We start from the raw sequence: 18,567 nt of genomic DNA, 5'->3' as shown, positions 1-18,567 counted from the left end.
GTCCGCTGCCCGGTCCTCCATAAGTCGGCACAAACGTAAGCACCAGTTTATACGTTGTCCGCTCGATCGGCCGGGTGGCACGGGTGAACACTCGCGCTCAGTCGCCCCACCGCAGGTACGCCGGCGCTGGCCGGCCGGGAATCAGGCGCAGCGGGGCGTGGTCCAGGCCGAACACCTCCCGCATCGCGACGTTCTCGCCCGGCCACTTCGGGTTGTCCAACTCGTCGAAGGCGACGATGCTGCCCTTGGTGAGGTGCGGCCGGATCGCCTCCAGCACCGCCTTGGTCGGCTCGTAGAGATCCAGGTCGAAGTAGGCCAGCGCGATGACCGTCTGCGGGTTCTCCGCCAGGTAGCGCGGCACCGTCTCCCGGACGTCCCCCTCCACCAGCACGCTGCGCTGGGTCACGTGGCCGAAGAACTCGCTGCGCTCGTGGGCCTCCAGGACCTCCTGAAGGTACGCAGGGTAGCCGCCGGGTGTGGCGAAGCGTCCCTGGTACGCGGTCGGGCCGACCATGTCGACCTCGTGGACCTCGGGGAACCCGGTGAAGGTGTCGAAGCCGATGATGCGCCGCAGCGGGTTGTACGGCTCGTAGAGGCCGCGCAGGGCGGTGAAGGCGGCGAGGTGGCGGCCGAACCGGACGCCGAACTCCATGATCACGCCTGGCACGTCCAGGACCTCGCGGTAGAGGTGGTCCATGGACAGCAGATCGGTTATCTGGTGCCGGCGCAGGAAGAGGGGAAGGTTGTTGACCAGTTCCTCGGTGGGGATGGGGGAGTTGGTCAGAAGCTTCGTCAGGCGCTGGGTTGTATCCGTCTCCTCGGCCGAGTCGTGCACGAACGCACGCAGGTCCTGGCCGTCACCGCTGCCCATCCAGTGCCTCCCGATACGTAGATCACTTTATTGTTTCAAGCGTAGTTGAGCGGGGTTGGGTGGCACAACATGCCAGGATCGCCGGTGGGGGCAGGTCCGCAAGCTAGACCAATGTAGATCGACTCAAGCATGTGCTAGATATGAGTCAAGTTGATGAGTCTTCCTGCTGACCCTCCCCGGAAAGGCAAGTGATCGACGTGCGTGTGCTGTTCGCCAGCCTCGGGACACACGGCCACACCTACCCCCTGCTGCCGCTCGCCGCGGCCGCCCGCGACGCGGGCCACGAGATCACCTTCGCCACCGGTGAGGGTTTCGCGGACACCCTGCGCGCCCAGGGCTTCGACCCCGTCGCGACTGGGATGCCGGTCTTCGACGGCTTCCTGGCGGCGCTGCGGATCCGCTTCGACACCGACAGCCCCGAGGGGCTGACCCCCGAGCAGCTCAGTGAGCTGCCCCAGATCGTGTTCGGCAACGTGATGCCACAACGCATCTTCGACGAACTCCAGCCGGTGATCGAGGGGTTCCGCCCCGACCTCGTCGTACAGGAGATCAGTAACTACGGCGCGGGCCTGGCCGCGACCAAGGCGGGGATCCCGACGATCTGCCACGGCGTCGGTCGGGACACCCCGGACGAGCTGACCGGGTCCATCGAGGAGGAGGTTGGGCGGCTCGCCGCGCGACTCGGTATCGACCTGCCACCGGGGCGCATCGACGCGTTCGGTAACCCGTTCCTCGACATCTATCCGCCGTCGTTGCAGGACCCGGCCTTCCGGACCCGGGCCGAGCGGTACGAGCTGCGCCCGGTTCCCTTTACCGAGCGGACGGATGTGCCGAGCTGGGTGACCTCGGGAGACAGGTCGCGCCCACTGGTGTACCTGACCCTGGGCACCTCCAGCGGCGGCACCGTCGAGGTGTTGCGGGCCGCCATCGACGGGCTGGCCACGCTGGACGTCGACGTTCTCGTGGCCAGCGGTCCGTCCCTCGACGTCACCCACCTCGGCGAGGTGCCGGCGAACGTGCGGGTCGAGCCGTGGGTGTCGCAGGCCGGGCTGCTGCCGCACGTCGACCTGGTGGTGCACCACGGTGGCAGCGGGACCACGCTGGGCGCGTTCGACGCGGGCGTGCCGCAGCTGTCCTTCCCGTGGGCCGGCGACTCCTTCGCCAACGCCCAGGCGGTCGCCCAGGCCAAGGCCGGTGACCACCTGCTGCCCGACGCCATCAACTCTGAGGCCGTGGCGAGCACCGCGAAGCGGCTGCTCTCCGACGAGAGCTACCGGACCGCGGCGAAGGCGGTCGCCGCCGAGATCGCGGCGATGCCGGCGCCCGAGGAGGTGGTCCGCCGGCTGCCGGAGTTCGCCGAGCGACGGACCAACTGATCGCCGTGCGGCACCGGGGCCGGCGCCGGGCGCGGCGACGCGCGGTGACCGACCGCCCGGTGCGGCCAGGTCAATGCGGTTCGCGGTACGTCGGCGAGCCGGCGCCGCCTCCAGACCGGGGGACAGGTGCGCCTCCAACCGGGCCGACGCCTGGCGGCCGCCCGGACTGCGCCGCGGTGACGCTCGTGATCATGCCCGGGTCAGCCAGGGGCGGCGCGGCCCGGAGCGGGTCCGTGCGGGTGGACGGGTTCATCGGCGCGGCCTGGCCCGCGCGCGGTCGGCTAGTCGCCCGCGTCGCCGGCCGGACGGCGCGGTCGGCGGCCAGCCCGCCCCTCGCCGCTCTCGGCCTGCCGCCGGATGCGACCCCGTGCGATCTCCGTGCCCAGGGCGTCGAGGCGCTGGCTCCAGAAGCCCCGGTAGCGCTCCAGCCAGTGGTCCAGCTCCTGCAGCGGCGTCGGATCGACGGCGTAGAGCCGCCGGGTGCCCTGCGGGCGCACGGTCGCGAAGCCGTTCTCGCGCAGCACCCGCAGGTGCTGGGAGACGCCGGGCTGGGAGATGCCGAACTCGCGCTGCACGATCGCGCCGACCTCGCCGGCCGACATCTCACCGTCGGCCAGCAGCTCGATGATGCGCCGGCGGACCGGGTCACCCAGGATGTCGAACGCGTGCACGGGTACGACAATATCAGACTGGGGTTATAGAAGCGGCAGGTTCGGCTGTCGTAGTTCCGTCGACGCCGATCCAGATCGCCGCCCGGCGGTGAGCCCGGGTGGCGCCGGGAGGGGGATTGGTGTTCGGACCGGAGCACGCAGAGGTGTATGAGGCGGCGTACCGCGGCCGGGGCAAGAGCTGGCAGGCGGAGGCGGCCGACGTGGCGGACCGGATTCTCGCCGTGCGTCCGGGTGCGGCCCGGCTGCTCGACGTCGGCTGCGGCACCGGGGCGCACCTGGAGACGTTCGCCGGCCGGTTCGCTCACGTCGAGGGCGTCGAACTGGCCCCGCCCATGCTGGAACTGGCCCGTCGCCGGCTGCCCAGGGTGCCGCTGCACGCCGGTGACATGCGCGACTTCCGTCTCGGCGTCACCTTCGACGCGGTGACCTGCCTGTTCACCGCGATCAACTTTCTCGGCACGCTGGCCGAGATGCGGGCCGCCGTCGCCGCGATGGCCGCGCACCTCACGCCGGGGGGCGTGCTGGTGCTGGAGCCGTGGTGGTTCCCGGAGCAGTTCATCGACGGCTACGTCGGCGGCGACCTGGTGCGGGAGCCGGACCGTACGGTGGCCCGGGTCTCGCGCTCCACCCGGCAGGGTCGGGTGACCCGGATGGAGGAGCGTTGGCTGGTGGGTGACGCCTCCGGAATCCGCGAGTTCAGCCAGGTCGGTCTGCTCACGATGTTCACTCGCGAGGAGTACCTGGAGGCGTTCGCCGCCGCCGGCTGCGAGGGCTCGTACGAGGCGGGCTGGCTGACCGGCCGGGGGCTTTTCGTGGCTACTCGTACCGGTGGGTACGCCACCCGGGGAACGGGCTGACCGTACCGTCTCCTCGGCGTCGAGCCACCACTTTCCGGAGCGTCGAACCGGCCGATAGGACGGTGACCACGCCATTGTTGGCGTGTCATTGTCGCATTGGCTGCAACCAATTCGCAAGGTGCCGGAAATTTGCGTGGCGGACGGATTGATCCCGTTTCGTTGGCAGATATGAGTCGGAAATGTTACGGACTCACCGGGCGGCGCGGCCTTCCCATCCGAGGAGCGACGTGACACACACCGACGCACGACCGCATCAGCTGCCAGCACTTACCGGATACCGCTTCTTCCTCGCCCTCACCGTGGCGACGGTCCACCTCATCTTCACCTCCCAGCTCTTCGCCGACGACGCGCTGCAACTCGGGTTGGGGCTCACCACCCCGCTGGCGTCGGCCGCCCTGGCCACCTTCTTCACCCTCAGCGGCTTCGTCCTGACCTGGTCGGCACCAGCGGGGGACACGGCCAGGCGGTTCTGGCGCCGCCGGTTCTGGAAGATCGTGCCGCTGCACGCACTCGCCTGGGGCGTCGCGGTGGCGTTCGTCCTGATCGCCACCGCGCCGTCACCGGTCAGCGGCTTCTCCGCCGACCTCGAGCCGGGACCGGCGGTGGCGAGCCTGTTTCTGGTGCAGGGGTGGGTGCCGTCCTGGGACTACCTGTTCTACCTGAACGCGCCGGCCTGGTCGATCTCCACCGAGGCCTTCTTCTACCTGCTGTTCCCGTTGCTGCTGCCGCTGGTCCTGCGCATCCCGACCGAGCGGCTGTGGCGGTGGTGCCTCGCGATCGTCGGCGGGATCCTGCTGATCTCGGCGCTGAGCCCGCTGCTGCCCGGCGCCCCCCAGCTGAGCTGGCTGCCGTTCAACCTCAACGAGTACTGGTTCGTCTACACCTTCCCGCCGGTGCGGCTGCTGAACTTCCTGCTCGGCATGGTGCTGGCGCGGATCGTCCAGGCCGGCCGGTGGCGACGGGTCGCCCGCTGGAAGCTGATCACCGGAACGATCCTCGCCTTCCTGGTGACACCGATGCTGCCGTTCACCTTCATCTTCAGCGCCGCGTTGTTCCTGCCGCTGTTCGCACTGGTCGCGAACCTGGCCCAGGCGGACCTGGAGGGCCGCGGACGGGTGCTGCGCTCCCGGGCGCTGGTCATGCTGGGCGACGCGTCGTACGCGCTGTACATCATCCATTTCCCGATCATGCTGATCATCCGGCACCTGGTCGGCGCGGACCAGCGGTTCGGCGCCGGGGCGGGCTTCCTGATCGCCGGCGCGATGCTGCTGGCGTCGACCGCCGTCGCGGTCGGCCTCTACCGCTGGGTGGAGGAGCCGCTGCGCCGCCGCTACGCCAAGGCCCGCACCGCCGGCCGCCGGCCCGACCTCGATTCCGGTCCCGCCACCGTCCTGCACCAGCAGGCCTGACCGCCTCCGTCTTCCCGGCCCGGGACCACTCACGGGCCGGGAAGACGGATGCCGCACCCAGGTCTAACGGACGACCAGCCCGTCGTCGGCCTGCGCCGTCCACCACGGGTTGCGCCGGGCCCACTCGACGGTCGCGCGCAGGCCGGTCTCCAGGGGCGTCTCGGCCCGCCAGCCGAGCAGCGCGGCGGCCTTGGCGCAGTCCGGGACACGGCGCGGGATGTCCTGGTAGCGGGTGCCCAACCCGGCCCCGGTGTCCGCCGTCTGCGCCGGTACCGGCACCCCCGCCACCACGCCGGCCAGCCGGATCGCCTCGGCCACGGTCGTCTCCACGCTGCTGCCGATGTTGAAACACTCGCCGACCGCCCGGGGGTGTCCGGCCGCCAGCAGGGTCGCCTCGGCCGCCTCGTCCACCCAGGTGAAACAGCGGGTCTGCCGGCCGTCGTCGTACACCACCGGCGGGTCGCCGCGCAGCAGCCGGGCGATGGTCCGGCTCAGCACGTACGCCGGCCGCTGGCGCGGGCCGTAGACGTTGAAGTAGCGCAACACGGTGACCGGCAGGCCCTCCTGCCGGTGGTACGCGAACGTCAGGTGCTCCGCCGCCGCCTTGCTCGTCGAGTACGACCACCGGTCGGTCGCCGTGCTGCCGAGCACCCGGTCGTCGTCCTCCCGCCACGGCACCCGAGGGTTGCGCCCGTACACCTCGCTGGTGCTGGAGACCAGCACCCGGGCCCCGGCCCGCAGGCCGGCCCGCAGCGCGTTGCGGGTGCCGTCCACGTTGATCTCGACCACGTCGAGCGGCCGGGTGAGGTACCGGTCGACGCCGACGACCGCCGCGAGATGGTAGAGCTCGTCGACGCCGTCGGCGGCGGTCGCCAGCGCCTCGGCGTCGCGCACGTCGCCACGCACGTGCCGGACCCCGGCGGCCACGTCGGCCAGGTCCGGCGGCGGATCGGCGGGATCGTAGACGACGACCTCGTCGCCGCGCCCGAGCAGGCGCTGGACGACGTGACCGCCGATGAAGCCGAAGCCACCGGTGACCAGAGACCTTGGCACCGTCTCACCTCCCGATACCGCGATAGGCGAAGCCGAGCCGATGCAGCTCGCGGATGCGCGCCGGCGCCAGGTGCATGCGCCCGTCGAAGACCAGGCAGGGGCTGTCCACCCGAGTGGCCAGGGCACCGAAGTCGAGTTCGTGGAACTGGCGGTGCCCGGCCAGGAAGGCCAGACAGCCCGCCCCGGCCACCGCCTCGTCGAGGCTCGCCGCCGGAGTGAGGTCGAACCGGGCCGCGATCTCCGCCGGGTCGGCCAGCGGGTCGAAGATCCGGATCCGGAACCCGGCCTCGCGCAGCGCCGACACCACCCCCCGGACCGGGGTGTTGCGGACGTCGCCGGTGTCGTTCTTGAACGCCGCGCCGAGCACGGCGACGGTGGTGTCCGACCGGTCCCGGCCGAGCTTGAGCAACTCGTCGGCGATCAGCGAGGCGGTGTAGCGGGGCATGTCGTCGTTGACCGCCCGGGAGGTCTCCACCGTCCGCAGCGACACGCCCCGGCGCCGACCGTCACGCCAGGCCATCCACGGGTCCTTGGTCAGGCAGGAACCGCCGACACCCACCCCGGGCATCAGCAGGTTCACCATGCTGCCGCCCTTGGGCAGGGTGTTCGCCGCGCCGATCACGTCCAGGACGTCCACGCCGAGTGCCGCGCAGTACCGGGCCAACTCGTTGGCGATCGCCACGTTCGCGTCGATCCACCAGTTGGTGGTCAGCTTGACCACTTCGGCAGCCTCGGCCGACGGCACCTGGTGGACGTCGACGCCCAGCGCGGAGCGCCAGAACCGTTCGGCCGCCGCGGCGGAACGGGGACCGATCCCACCCACCACCACCGGCAGGGCGCGCACCTGGGCCAGGGCCACCCCCTCGGCCAGCCGTTCCGGGCAGAAGGCCAGCCCGAAGTCGCATTCGCGCACCAGCCCGCCGCGCTCCAGCAGGGGAGCGACGAGGGTCCGCGTGGTGCCGGGGGAGACCGTCGACTTGACGATCACCAACTGCCCGGCGTGCAGCCGTCCGGCGATCTGCTCGCAGGCCGCCACGAGCTGGTCGGCGACCATCTCGCCCCGCGGGTCGGTCGGCGTGCCCACGGTCACCAGGACCACGTCGACCCCGGTCACCGCGTCGTACGACGTGCTCGCGGTCAACCGTCCGGCGGCGGTGAGGTCGGCGACGGCGGCGGCGAGGCCGGGCTCGGGCAGCCGGCAACGGCCGGCCCGCAGGTCGGCGACGGTGGCGGGGTCGCTGTCGATCGCCACCACCTCGGCGCCGCGCTCGGCGAGAGCGACACCCAGGCAGGTGCCGACGTAGCCGGCGCCGGCGACGGCGACCCTCAGCGGGGACGCCCGGCCGAGGTCGGGAACGAACGGCATGATCGCCCGGCACCGCCTTCCTGTTCGTGGCCTGGTGGTTCCGTCACCACCGTGCGGAGTTGCCCGTACGGCCCGGTCACGCGGTGGCCAGCGTGCGGCGACCGAGCGGTCGGGACGGTCCCGACCAGCGGTTCGACCCGGACCGCCCGGTGAACGTCTCGACCAGCCGGCACACCGGCCCGATCGCCAACGCCGGCGGGTCGGTGGGTCTGGGCGGCTCGACCTCGATCCGGGCGCTCGCCCGGCCGTCGCGGGGCAGCAGCAGGTCCGCGGCGCCGACCAGGTAGCTGGTGGGCTCCTCGTCCACCAGGGCACGGGCCACCGTGCTGTGACTGCGGACCAGGACCGCCCGGGCGTGGTACACGCCGGGACGGGCCACCACCGGCACGCCCGCGCCACCGGCCGAGACCGCCCAGGCCGTCGGCGAGTCGGTGGCCTCCCCCTGGGGCCGCAGGCCCACCAGGACGAGGTCGCCGGGTGCGCTGTCCGGCAGGTGCAGCGTCAGCCGGGGACGGATGACCTCGGTGGTGACCCTGCGCAGCGACTCCGCGAGTACGTGGCAGGGCCGCCCGGCCAGCAGCCGCGCCAGCTGGCGGAAGTGCCCCGGCGAGGTACCGACGAGGCGGGAGAACTGGGTGGTGAACGTGCCGGCGCTGGTGTAGCCGACGTGACCGCTGATCGCGGTCACCGTAAGGCCGGAGTGCAGCAGCATCCGGCGCGCCTCCGCCATCCGCAGCGCGGCGAGGAACCGGGCCGGGGTCATCGAGGTCACGTCCCGGAAGAGCCGGTGGAAGTGGAACGGGCTGAAGGGGACCACCCGGGCCAGATCGGCCAGCTGGAGTGGCTCGGCGAGATGACCGCGCATGTAGTTGATGGCCCGCGCCGCGGCTGCCTCGCGGGAGTGGTCGACCGTGCTCCGCGTAACGCCTGGCGTCGATTTCACAAGAACTCCCTGGGCAGTCGTTCGGGCACCGCTGTGGAGTGTGCGCGGTCGTCCTTGAAGTTTTCTTGATGCCCAGGGTGCCGTGGTTGTCCCGCAATTCGGGAACCAGCCGAGCAAGATGAGAGAAGTAACTCCGATGATCGCCGTGAAACATGGTTTGGGTACTGGCACGGCGACGGAGGCTCCGGTCGGGGGGCCAGTTTTTTTCGTGGAGTCTATTTGTCGACCGGGTCGGAATCATTGCAGATGACGCGCGTCAGGAGTACGCCATGCCCGTCAATTGGCGAACCATTCGTCAATACCTTCTGACACCGGCAATGGCCGAGACCAGCTTCGCCACCCGAGGTTTCCACGCTCGGGACGAGGCGAGCCGCGAGCGGCTGGAGTCCGTCGGCGTCCACTTCCTCACCGGCTACGGACACGCCATGGCCGAACGCGGTCCCGCCGAGACCACGGACCGACTCGAGACCGTCGAGCCGGACATGCGCGGCTTCGCGTACGAGGGCGCGGCGATGGGCTTCGCCGTTCTGGACGGGCTGACCGGCGGCAGCCGGGTGGCCCGCTTCCTCGCCGGACCGGCCGACCGGCACGTCTACATGGTCCACGTCGGAATGGGCTGGGCGATGGCCCGGCTGCCGCGCTGGCGTCGGCGGGCCGTCCAGCCGACCGACCGCCTGCTGGGCTGGCTCGCCCTCGACGGGTACGGCTTCCACCAGGCGTACTTCCACACCGCGCGCTACGTACGGGAACACCACCGTGGCCACGTCGGGCCGTGGCCGGGGGATCCCGCCGGGCGGTGGACCGGTCAGGTGGTGGATCAGGGCATCGGCCGGGCGCTGTGGTTCGTGGCGGGTGCCGACCCGGACCGGGTGGCCGACACGATCGACCGGTTCCCCGCCGAGCGGCGCGAGGACCTGTACAGCGGCACTGCCCTCGCCGCCACCTACGCCGGCGGCGCCTCCCGCGAGGTGCTGCTCCGGCTGGCCGTACGTGGTGCGGCCCACGCGCCGGCGATGGCCCAGGGCAGCGCGTTCGCGGCCCAGGCCCGGGGGCGCGCCGGCCTGACCACGGAACACACCGGGGTCGCCACCGAGGTCTTCTGCGGCACGCCTGCGGCGCAGGCGGCGAAGGTCACCCAGACCGCGCTGGACGGCCTCGACCACGACGGGCCCGTCCCGGCCTACCTGGTGTGGCGGCAGCGGATCGCCGAGCAGTTCGTGACCTTGGGGAGGTGCTGACCCTTGTCGACAATATTGAGAGTGCTCCGCCGGCAACTGGCCGGGGTGGTCGCGATGGTGCTGCTCATCGGCACCTACGTGGTCGTCCGGCTGCCGGAGGCGAGCGCCGACGAGCGGCGTGAGATGTCCCAGCCCTACCGGTTCACGCCCCTGTCGCTGTCCATGCCGGGCGGTCTGCCACAGCAGTCGATCCGCCAGGTGAACGGCGCGTACCAGCACCTGGCGGCGTGGATCTCCTCGGTGGGCGCGGGCATCGCGATCAACGACCTCGACGGCGACGGGCTCGCCAACGACCTGTGCATCACCGATCCCCGCATCGACCAGGTCGTGGTGTCCCCGGCACCGACCGTCGGCGCGGACCGCTACCAACCGTTCGTGCTGGACCTGGCACCGTTGCCGACCAACCCGCACATCGCCCCGATGGGCTGCCTGCCCGGCGACCTCAACGGCGACGGCCGCACCGACCTGCTGGTCTACTTCTGGGGCCGGACGCCGGTGGCGTTCCTGGCCCGGGCCGACGCGACCGGCCTGTCCCGGGACGCCTACCAGGCGGTCGAGCTGCTGCCCGACCGGGTGCCCGCCGGAGCCACCTACACCGGCCCGAAGTGGAACACCAACGCCGCGACGCTGGCCGACTTCGACGGCGACGGCAACCTGGACATCTACATCGGCAACTACTTCCCGGACAGCCCGGTCCTCGATCCGGGCGAGAACGGCGGGGTGGTGATGAACCGGTCGATGTCCAACGCCCTCAACGGCGGCGAGGACCACATGCTCCGGTTCACCGGCGGCACCGCAGGCACCGCGCCCAGCGTCTCGTACGCCGAGGTGCCGGACGTCTTCGCGACGGACGTGTCCCGGGGCTGGACGTTGGCGGCCGCCGCCAACGACGTCGACGGCGACCTGCTCCCCGAGCTGTACATCGCCAACGACTTCGGGCCCGACCGGATGCTGCACAACCGTTCGGAGCCCGGCAAGATCGCCTTCGCCCTGGTGGAGAGCAAGGGGCTGCCCGGGTTGACGCCCAAGTCCAAGCGGGTCGGGCACGACTCGTTCAAGGGCATGGGCGTCGACTTCGGCGACCTCGACGGCGACGGCATGTTCGACCTGTACGTCGGCAACATCACCACGTCGTTCGGCATCCAGGAGAGCAACTTCGCCTTCATGAACACCGCCAAGGACGTCGACGAACTGCGCGCGGCGCTGCTGGACGGGACGGCGCCGTGGAAGGACCGCAGCGCCGAGATGGGCCTGGCGTGGAGCGGCTGGAGCTGGGACGTGAAGATCGCCGACTTCACCAACCGGGGCCGGCCGGACATCGTGCAGACGGCCGGCTTCGTCAAGGGCGAGGTCAACCGCTGGGCGCAGTTGCAGGAGACCGCCACCGCCAACGACGAACTGCTGTCCAACCCCCGGTGGTGGCCGCGGGTCGAGCAGGGCGACGACATCGCCGGCGGTCAGCACCTGGCCTTCCACGTGCAGGGCGCCAACGGCCGGTACGAGGACCTGAGCGTCGAGCTCGGGCTCGCCGACCGGGTGCCCAGCCGGGGCATCGCCATCGCCGACGCCGACGGCGACGGCCGGCTCGACTTCGCCGTGGCCCGGCAGTGGGACGCGCCGGTCTTCTACCACAACGACAGCCCGGACACCGGGGCCAACCTCACCCTGCGGCTGCTGCACGAGCAGGCGCCGGCCACCGACCCGCTCGCCGGTGCCGGATCGCCGGTGGTCGGCGCGCAGGTCCGGGTGACCACGCCGGACGGACGGGTGCTGATCGACCGGGTCGACGGCGGCAGCGGCCACTCCGGGCGGCGCAGCAACGAGGTCTCGGTCGGCCTCGGCAACGTGACCGGCCCGGTCACCGTGCAGCTGAGCTGGCGCGACCGCGGCGGCACCCCCCGGGAGCAGGAGCTGCGGCTCACTCCCGGCCGACACACCCTCGCCCTCGGTACCCAGGCTCGGGAGGCCTCGCGATGACGCAGCAACCGATGCAGAAGGACCCCCGGATCGTCACCGCGCTGCGCAGGTTCGCCATCTCCATCACGGTGCTGAACATCTTCGGGTACACCGTGCTCGGGTTCGAGCAGGCCTGGGCCTGGCCGCTGATCGCGGTGGCCGTGGGCTACGGCGTCGAGATCCTGCTGGAGACGATCGGCGCGTGGGCCGAGGAACGCCGGCCGCGCTACCTCGGCGGCGGCGTACGGGGATTCGTCGAGTTCCTCTACCCCGCGCACATCACCAGTCTCGCCGTGAACATGCTGCTGTACGTCAACGACCGCCTGCCGGTCATGCTCTTCGCGGTGGCCATCGCGATCAGCGGCAAGTGGCTGCTCCGGGCCCCGGTCAAGGGACGGCTGCGGCATTTCATGAACCCGTCGAACTTCGGCATCGCGATCGTGCTGCTGCTGTTCCCCTGGATCTCCATCGCTCCGCCGTACCAGTTCACCGAGAACCTCACCGGCGTCGCCGACTGGATCGTCCCGGCGGTGATCGTCGTTCTCGGGACCATGCTGAACGCGAAACTCACCGGCCGGATGTGGTTGATCGCCGGCTGGCTCGGGGTGTTCGTCCTGCAGTCGGTGTTCCGCGGTCTGGTGCTGGACACCTCCATCCCGTCCGCGCTGGCCACCATGACCGGCGTGGCGTTCGTCCTGTTCACCAACTACATGATCACCGACCCGGGGACGACGCCGTCGAAACCGCTGTCGCAGTTCGCGTTCGGCGGCGGCGTCGCCCTGGTCTACGGCGTCCTGACCGGAGCATCCATCGTGTACGGCCTGTTCTTCGCCACCGCGATCGTCTGCCTGATCCGGGGCGGCTTCCTGTGGTCGCTGCACGCGGTGCGACTCGCCAACCGCCCGGACCCAGCCGGCACCGGCGCCCTGGACGGCAAGGTGTCGTCCACCGTCGCCCGCGAGATGGTGCGGACATGAACGAGCGGCAGCGAGGTGGTGGCATGAGCGAGCGGCAGCGAGTGAATCGTCAATGCAGCGCGGAATGGGCTCAGGTCGACGCCGAGCGGAGCGAGGTGGCGGCATGAGTCGGATAGCCGTCGTCGGCCTGGCGTGCCGGTTCCCCGACGCTGCCGGGCCCGGGCAGCTGTGGGAGAACGCCCTCGCCGGACGGCGGGCGTTCCGCCGGCTGCCCGACGAGCGGATGCGCGCGGAGGACTACTGGTCGGCCGACCCGACCGCGCCGGACCGCTACTACGCCGGCAACGCCGCGGTGATCGAGGGGTACGAGTTCGACCGGGTCGGGTTCAAGGTCAGCGGCAGCACCTACCGGTCCACCGACCTGACCCACTGGCTGGCGCTGGACATGGCCGCACAGGCCCTGGCCGACGCCGGGTTCGCCGACGGCGACGGGCTGCCGCGGGAACGCACGGCGGTCGTCGTCGGCAACACGCTGACCGGCGAGTTCACCCGGGCGGGCACGATGCGGCTGCGCTGGCCGTACGTCCGCCGAGTGGTGGGGGCCGCGCTGGGCGAGCAGGGCTGGGACGACGAGAAGGTGGCCGGCTTCCTGGCCGGTCTGGAGACCTCCTACAAGTCCCCGTTCCCCGAGGTCACCGAGGACACCCTCGCCGGCGGCCTGTCCAACACCATCGCCGGTCGGATCTGCAACCATTTCGACCTGCACGGTGGCGGCTACACCGTGGACGGCGCCTGTTCCTCCTCGCTGCTGTCCGTGCTGACCGCCTGCCGCAACCTGACCGACCTGGACGCCGACGTGGCGGTGGCCGGCGGCGTGGACCTCTCGATCGACCCGTTCGAGATGGTCGGCTTCGCCCGCACCGGCGCGCTCGCCCGAGAGGAGATGCGCGTCTACGACCGCCGCTCGAACGGGTTCTGGCCGGGCGAGGGCTGCGGCATGGTGGTGCTGATGCGGGAGCGGGACGCACTCGCCCAGGGCCGCCGCATCTACGCCACGATCGCCGGATGGGGCGTCTCCTCCGACGGGCGTGGCGGCATCACCCGGCCCGAGGCGAACGGCTACCGGCTGGCGCTGCGCCGCGCGTACCAGCGGGCCGGCTTCGGGGTGGACACCGTGCCGCTCTTCGAGGGGCACGGCACCGGCACGGCGGTCGGCGACGCCACCGAACTGACGGCGCTCGGCGCCGAACGGCGGGCGGTCAACCCGGACGCCGACAGCGCGGCCATCGGCTCCATCAAGGGCATGATCGGTCACACCAAGGCGGCAGCCGGCGTCGCCGGCCTGATCAAGGCCGTGCTGGCCGTGCACCATCAGGTCATCCCGCCGACCGTCGGCTGCGTCGACCCGCACCTCGAACTCACCGGCGACCGGCCGGCGCTGCGCGTCGTCCGCCAGGCCGAGCCGTGGCCGGCCGGCGCCCCGCAGCGCGCCGGCGTCACCGCGATGGGTTTCGGCGGTATCAACACCCACCTGGTCGTCGACGGGCCGGTCCGGCCCCGCCGCCGCGCGCTGGACCGGCGTACGCGGCAGCTCGCCCGGTCGGTGCAGGACGCCGAGCTGCTCCTGTTCGACGCCGACACCCCGGACGCGCTGCGGGACCGGCTGGAGGCGCTGCGGCCGGTGGTGGCCGCGCTCGCCTTCGCCGAGCTGGCCGACCTGGCGACGACCCTGTACCGGGCCCAACGGGGGCGCGGGTACCGGGCGGCCGTCGTGGCCCGCTCGCCGCAGGAGGCCGAGCGGGCGCTCGGCACGGCGGCGGCAGCGCTCACCCCCGGCGGCCCCGGCGCGCTGGTCGACGCGGCCCGGGGCGTCTTCGTCGGGCGGGCCACCCGGCCGGTGCGCATCGGGTTCCTCTTCCCCGGTCAGGGCTCCGGCCAAGGCTGGGGCGGCGGCGCGCTGGGCCGGCGGTTCACCGAGGTCGACGACGCCTGGCGGGCGGCCGGTGACCTGCCGGTGGGGGACCGCGCCGCAACCGCGTCCGCCCAGCCCCGGATCGTCACCGGATCGGTGGCCGCGCTGCGCGTCCTCGGCGCGCTCGACATCGACGCCACGGTCTCCGTCGGGCACAGCCTCGGTGAGCTGACCGCCCTGCACTGGGCGGGCTGCCTGGACGAGGACGAGCTGCGTGAGCTGGTCGCCGCCCGGGGCGAGATCATGGCCACCCGGGCCCGACCCGGCGCGATGGCCGGCGTCACCGGTGACCCGGACGAGACCGCCGCCCTGCTCGCCGGCACGGGCGCGGTGATCGCCGGCTACAACGGGCCCCGGCAGACGGTGGTGGCCGGCGCCGACGACGCCGTCGGCGAGGTGGCCCGGCGGGCGGGGCTGGCCGGGCTGGTCTGTACCCGGCTGAACGTCTCGCACGCCTTCCACTCGCCGCTGATGGCGCCCGCCGCCGCCGCGTTCGGCGAGCGGCTGCGGGCGTGCCGGTTCGGTCCGCCGCTGCGCCGGGTGGCCTCGACGGTGACCGGGGCGGTGCTGCCGCCGGACACCGACCTGGCCGGGCTGCTGCACCGGCAGATCGAGGCGCCGGTGCGTTTCACCTCCGCGCTGGCCTGCGCCGCGGCCGAGGTCGACTTGTTCGTCGAGGTCGGTCCGGGACAGGTGCTCACCCGGCTGGCCCGCGACCAGGTGCCGGACCTCCCGGCGCTGGCCCTGGACACCGACGCCGAGTCGCTGGCCGGCCTGCTCGCCACCGTCGGCGCGGTGTACGCGCTGGGCGGCCCGGCCGCGTACCCGGCGCTGTTCGAGGACCGGCTCACCCGGCCGTTCGACCCGCAGCGACCCCGGACCTTCTTCGCCAGCCCGTGCGAGTCCGCCCCCCAGGTGGCGGCGGCGGTAGCCGCCGAACCGGTCGCGGCGACCCCTGCCGACGACGTCGCGCTGCCGGCCGGCACCGGCGCGTTGGAGCTGGTACGGCAACTCGTGGCGCAGCGCGCGGAGCTGCCGGTGGAGGTGCTCGACGACGACAGCCGGCTCCTCGACGACCTGCACATGAGCTCGATCACCGTCGGGCAGCTCGTGAACGAGGCCGCCCGCGCGATGGGGCTGTCCGCGGTCGCCGTGCCGACGAACTTCGCCACCGCCACGGTGCGGGAGATGGCTGAGGCGTTGCAGGCCCGGGAACACGAGGGCTCACCCGAGCGGCCCGATCTCGTCGCCGGGGTCGCGCCCTGGGTGCGTACCTTCGTCGTCGACCTGGTCGACGAGCCGCTGCCGCTGGCCGAGCCGGCCGGTGGGCCGGGGCGGTGGGAGGTCTTTGCCAGTCCCGGCCACCCGCTCGCCGACCCGCTGCGTCGCGTACTGGCGGAGGCCGGGCTCGGCGGCGGGGTCCTGGTCTGCCTGCCCGACGATTCCGACGACGCGCACCTGGGCATCGCCGTACGCGGGGCCCAAGCCGCCCTGCGGCAACCCGCCGGCGGCCGACTGGTGCTGGTGCAGCCAGCGGCCCGGGGCGGGGCGCTGGCGAAGACCGCACGGCTGGAGGGCGACCGGCTGCGTACCACGGTGGTGACCACCCCGCTCGGACCGGCTGCGGTGGCCCGGGTGCTGGCCGAGGTGGCCGCCACCACGGACTTCACCGAGGTGACGTACGACGCGACGGGCGTCCGCCGGGTGCCGGTGCTGCGGCCGCTGCCGGTCGATCCCCGGCCGGGACCGGTGCCGCTAGGGCCCGACGACGTGCTGCTGGTGACCGGTGGCGGCAAGGGCATCACCGCCGAGTCGGCGGCGATGCTGGCTGGGGAGAGCGGTGCCCGGCTGGCGGTGGTGGGCCGGTCCGACCCGGCCACCGACGAGGCTCTGGCCGCGAACCTGTCCCGGCTCCGCGAGGCCGCTGGCGACCTGCGTTACCTGCGCGTCGACGTCACCGACGCCGCCGCGGTGGCCGCCGCCGTCGCCGACCTCACCGCCGGCTGGGGGCCGGTGACCGCCGTGCTGCACGGTGCCGGGCTGAACACTCCTGCCGCCCTCGGCGACCTCGACGAGGCCGCGGTCCGGGCAGTGTTCGCGCCCAAGGTGGGCGGCCTTCGGACGGTCCTGGCCGCGGTCGATCCCGCGCGGCTGCGGCTGCTGGTGACGTTCGGCAGCATCATCGGACGGGCCGGCCTACACGGCGAGGCGCACTACGCTGCCGCGAACGAGGCCCTCGCCGAGCTGACCCGGGAGGTAGCCGCGACCCACCCGGAGTGCCGTGCGGTCTGCCTGGAGTGGTCGGTGTGGTCCGGTGTCGGCATGGGGGAGCGGCTGTCGGTGGTCGAGACGCTCAGCGGTACCGGCGTCACCCCGATCAGCCCCGACGATGGGCTGCGCGTGCTGCGCGAGGTGGTCGCCGACGACACGTTGCCGCCGGTGGTGGTGGTCACCGGACGTACCGGTGGGCTGGAGACGCTGCGGTACCACCAACCGGACCTGCCCCTGCTGCGGTTCACCGAGCGGCCACTGGTCCGCTACGACGGCGTGGAGCTGGTCTGCGAGGTGGACCTCACGCCCACCACCGACCCGTACCTGGCCGACCACCGGCTCGACGGAGACCTGCTGTTCCCGGCGGTGCTCGGCCTGGAGGCCATGGCGCAGGTAGCCACCGCGTTGGCCCGCCACCGGGGAGTGCCGGTCATCGAGGACGTCCGGTTCGACCGGCCGGTCGTGGTCGACCCGGAGGCCGGTGTCACGGTCCGGGTGGCCGCGCTGGTCCGGTCCGAGCAGGTGATCGACGTCGTGATCCGCAGCGCCGCGACCGGGTTCGCCGCCGACCATTTCCGGGCCCGCCTGCGGTTCGCGCCGGACGCGACGTACGAGGTGGACACCGACGCACCGGACCCGGCGGAGCTGCCGGCGCTGCCCCTGGACCCGGCCCGTGACCTCTACGGCGACGTGCTGTTCCAGGCCGGCCGGTTCCGGCGGTTGCGGGGCTACCGGCACGCGGCGGCACGGGTCGCCGAGGCGGAGGTGGTCACCAGCGACGCGGGCGAATGGTTCAGCCCCTTCCTGCCGGGCCGCCTGGTGCTGGGCGACCCCGGCGCCCGGGACGCGTTCATGCACGGCATCCAGGTGTGCGTGCCGGACGCGACGCTGCTGCCGGAGGGCATCGACCGGATCTGGTCGGCCGGCCCGAAGCTGTCCGCCGCCGAGACGGTGACCATGACCGCCTGGGAACGGGAACAGCACGGCACCGGCTACGTCTACGACGTGGTGGTCCGGGACGGCGCCGGGACGGTGATCGAGCACTGGACGGGCCTGCGGCTGCGCGCCGTACGCCCGCACACGCCCTCGGCCGGCTGGCCGGCGGTGCTGCTCGGGCCGCTGCTGCAACGGCGCCTGGCCGACGTGTTCACCGGCGACGTCGCGGTGGCCGCCGCGCCGGGCGGCGGGCCGCGCGACGCCGGCGGACTGCTGTCCCGGGCGGTGGGCCGCCCGGTGGTGGTGCGCCACCGGCCCGACGGGCGGCCCGAGGTCGACCTGCCGTGCGCCGTCTCGGTGGCGCACTCCGCGTCGCTGCACCTGGCGGTCGCCGGTGACGGCCCGCTGGCCTGCGACGTGGAGCCGGTGACCGTACGCCCGGCGGACGTCCGGCGCGGCCTGATCGGCCGGCACGGCCCGCTGGCGGCGCTGCTCGTCGCCGAGGTGGGAGACACCCCGGATCTCGCGGCCACCCGGGTGTGGTGCGCGACCGAGTGCCTGCAGAAGGCCGGACGCACCGACGGCCCGCTGACCCTGGTGCCCGGCGCTGTCCCGGACGGATGGGTGGTCCTGGACTCCGGTGGCGTGCGGATCGCCACCCGGGTCGTCACAGTGGCGGACACCGCGGAACGGGTCGTGGTGGCGGTGCTCGCCGGAACGGGGAGGTGACA

General features: G+C 72.6%; 12 protein-coding genes. 7 read left to right on the top strand and 5 right to left on the bottom strand.

Annotated features, from left to right (window positions below):
- Positions 1-97: 97 nt before the first annotated feature.
- Positions 98-871 (bottom strand): class I SAM-dependent methyltransferase, encoded by a 774-nt coding sequence (locus tag C1I95_RS00115; RefSeq protein ID WP_111211652.1) that lies wholly within the window; start codon positions 869-871, stop codon positions 98-100.
- A gap of 188 nt (positions 872-1,059) precedes the next feature.
- Between C1I95_RS00115 and C1I95_RS00110 the strand changes: the two genes are divergently transcribed.
- Positions 1,060-2,247 carry a glycosyltransferase gene (locus C1I95_RS00110; protein ID WP_111211651.1) on the top strand — a complete coding sequence of 396 codons (1,188 nt, stop codon included), beginning with the start codon at positions 1,060-1,062 and terminating at the stop codon, positions 2,245-2,247.
- A 281-nt stretch (positions 2,248-2,528) separates the two neighbouring features.
- Here C1I95_RS00110 and C1I95_RS00105 read toward each other — a convergent pair whose 3' ends face one another.
- Positions 2,529-2,918: an ArsR/SmtB family transcription factor gene (locus tag C1I95_RS00105; protein WP_111211650.1), complete on the bottom strand. Its 390-nt coding sequence runs from the start codon at positions 2,916-2,918 to the stop codon at positions 2,529-2,531.
- Positions 2,919-3,037: 119 nt separating this feature from the next.
- On the opposite strand from C1I95_RS00105, the gene C1I95_RS00100 reads away from it, so the two are divergent.
- The gene (locus C1I95_RS00100) at positions 3,038-3,775 is read left to right on the top strand and encodes a class I SAM-dependent methyltransferase (RefSeq protein WP_111211649.1); all 738 of its coding nucleotides are present in this window, start codon (positions 3,038-3,040) and stop codon (positions 3,773-3,775) included.
- Between the two features lie 227 nt (positions 3,776-4,002).
- Positions 4,003-5,184 carry an acyltransferase family protein gene (locus C1I95_RS00095; RefSeq protein WP_158566217.1) on the top strand — a complete coding sequence of 394 codons (1,182 nt, stop codon included), beginning with the start codon at positions 4,003-4,005 and terminating at the stop codon, positions 5,182-5,184.
- Positions 5,185-5,247: 63 nt separating this feature from the next.
- On the opposite strand, the gene C1I95_RS00090 is transcribed toward C1I95_RS00095, so the two are convergent.
- From C1I95_RS00090 to C1I95_RS00080, 3 genes are all read right to left on the bottom strand, one after another.
- Positions 5,248-6,237, bottom strand: a complete 990-nt coding sequence (locus C1I95_RS00090; protein ID WP_111211647.1) for an NAD-dependent epimerase/dehydratase family protein — start codon at positions 6,235-6,237, stop codon at positions 5,248-5,250.
- A gap of 4 nt (positions 6,238-6,241) precedes the next feature.
- Complete coding sequence (locus tag C1I95_RS00085) at positions 6,242-7,603, bottom strand: nucleotide sugar dehydrogenase (RefSeq protein ID WP_111211646.1); 1,362 nt, start codon at positions 7,601-7,603, stop codon at positions 6,242-6,244.
- A 76-nt stretch (positions 7,604-7,679) separates the two neighbouring features.
- Positions 7,680-8,546 (bottom strand): helix-turn-helix domain-containing protein, encoded by an 867-nt coding sequence (locus C1I95_RS00080; RefSeq protein WP_438941263.1) that lies wholly within the window; start codon positions 8,544-8,546, stop codon positions 7,680-7,682.
- 269 nt (positions 8,547-8,815) lie between these two features.
- On the opposite strand from C1I95_RS00080, the gene C1I95_RS00075 reads away from it, so the two are divergent.
- The 4 genes from C1I95_RS00075 (at position 8,816) to C1I95_RS00060 (ending at position 18,565) form a co-directional block, all read left to right on the top strand.
- A complete protein-coding gene (locus C1I95_RS00075; RefSeq protein WP_111211645.1) occupies positions 8,816-9,784 on the top strand; it encodes a DUF1702 family protein in 969 nt (322 codons plus the stop codon).
- 54 nt (positions 9,785-9,838) lie between these two features.
- A complete protein-coding gene (locus C1I95_RS00070; RefSeq protein ID WP_438941264.1) occupies positions 9,839-11,761 on the top strand; it encodes a CRTAC1 family protein in 1,923 nt (640 codons plus the stop codon).
- On the top strand, positions 11,758-12,717 hold the full coding sequence (locus C1I95_RS00065) for an enediyne biosynthesis protein (protein ID WP_233513159.1): 960 nt from the start codon (positions 11,758-11,760) through the stop codon (positions 12,715-12,717). Before C1I95_RS00070 ends, C1I95_RS00065 begins: the two co-directional genes overlap by 4 nt.
- 103 nt (positions 12,718-12,820) lie before the next feature.
- The gene (locus C1I95_RS00060; RefSeq protein ID WP_111211643.1) at positions 12,821-18,565 is read left to right on the top strand and encodes a type I polyketide synthase; all 5,745 of its coding nucleotides are present in this window, start codon (positions 12,821-12,823) and stop codon (positions 18,563-18,565) included.
- Positions 18,566-18,567 lie beyond the last annotated feature (2 nt).

Source organism: Micromonospora craterilacus, assembly GCF_003236315.1.
Taxonomy (GTDB): Bacteria; Actinomycetota; Actinomycetes; order Mycobacteriales; family Micromonosporaceae; genus Micromonospora; species Micromonospora craterilacus.
The sequence above is the reverse complement of the archived record's forward strand: the minus strand, read 5'-3'. Positions and strand labels throughout refer to the sequence as shown.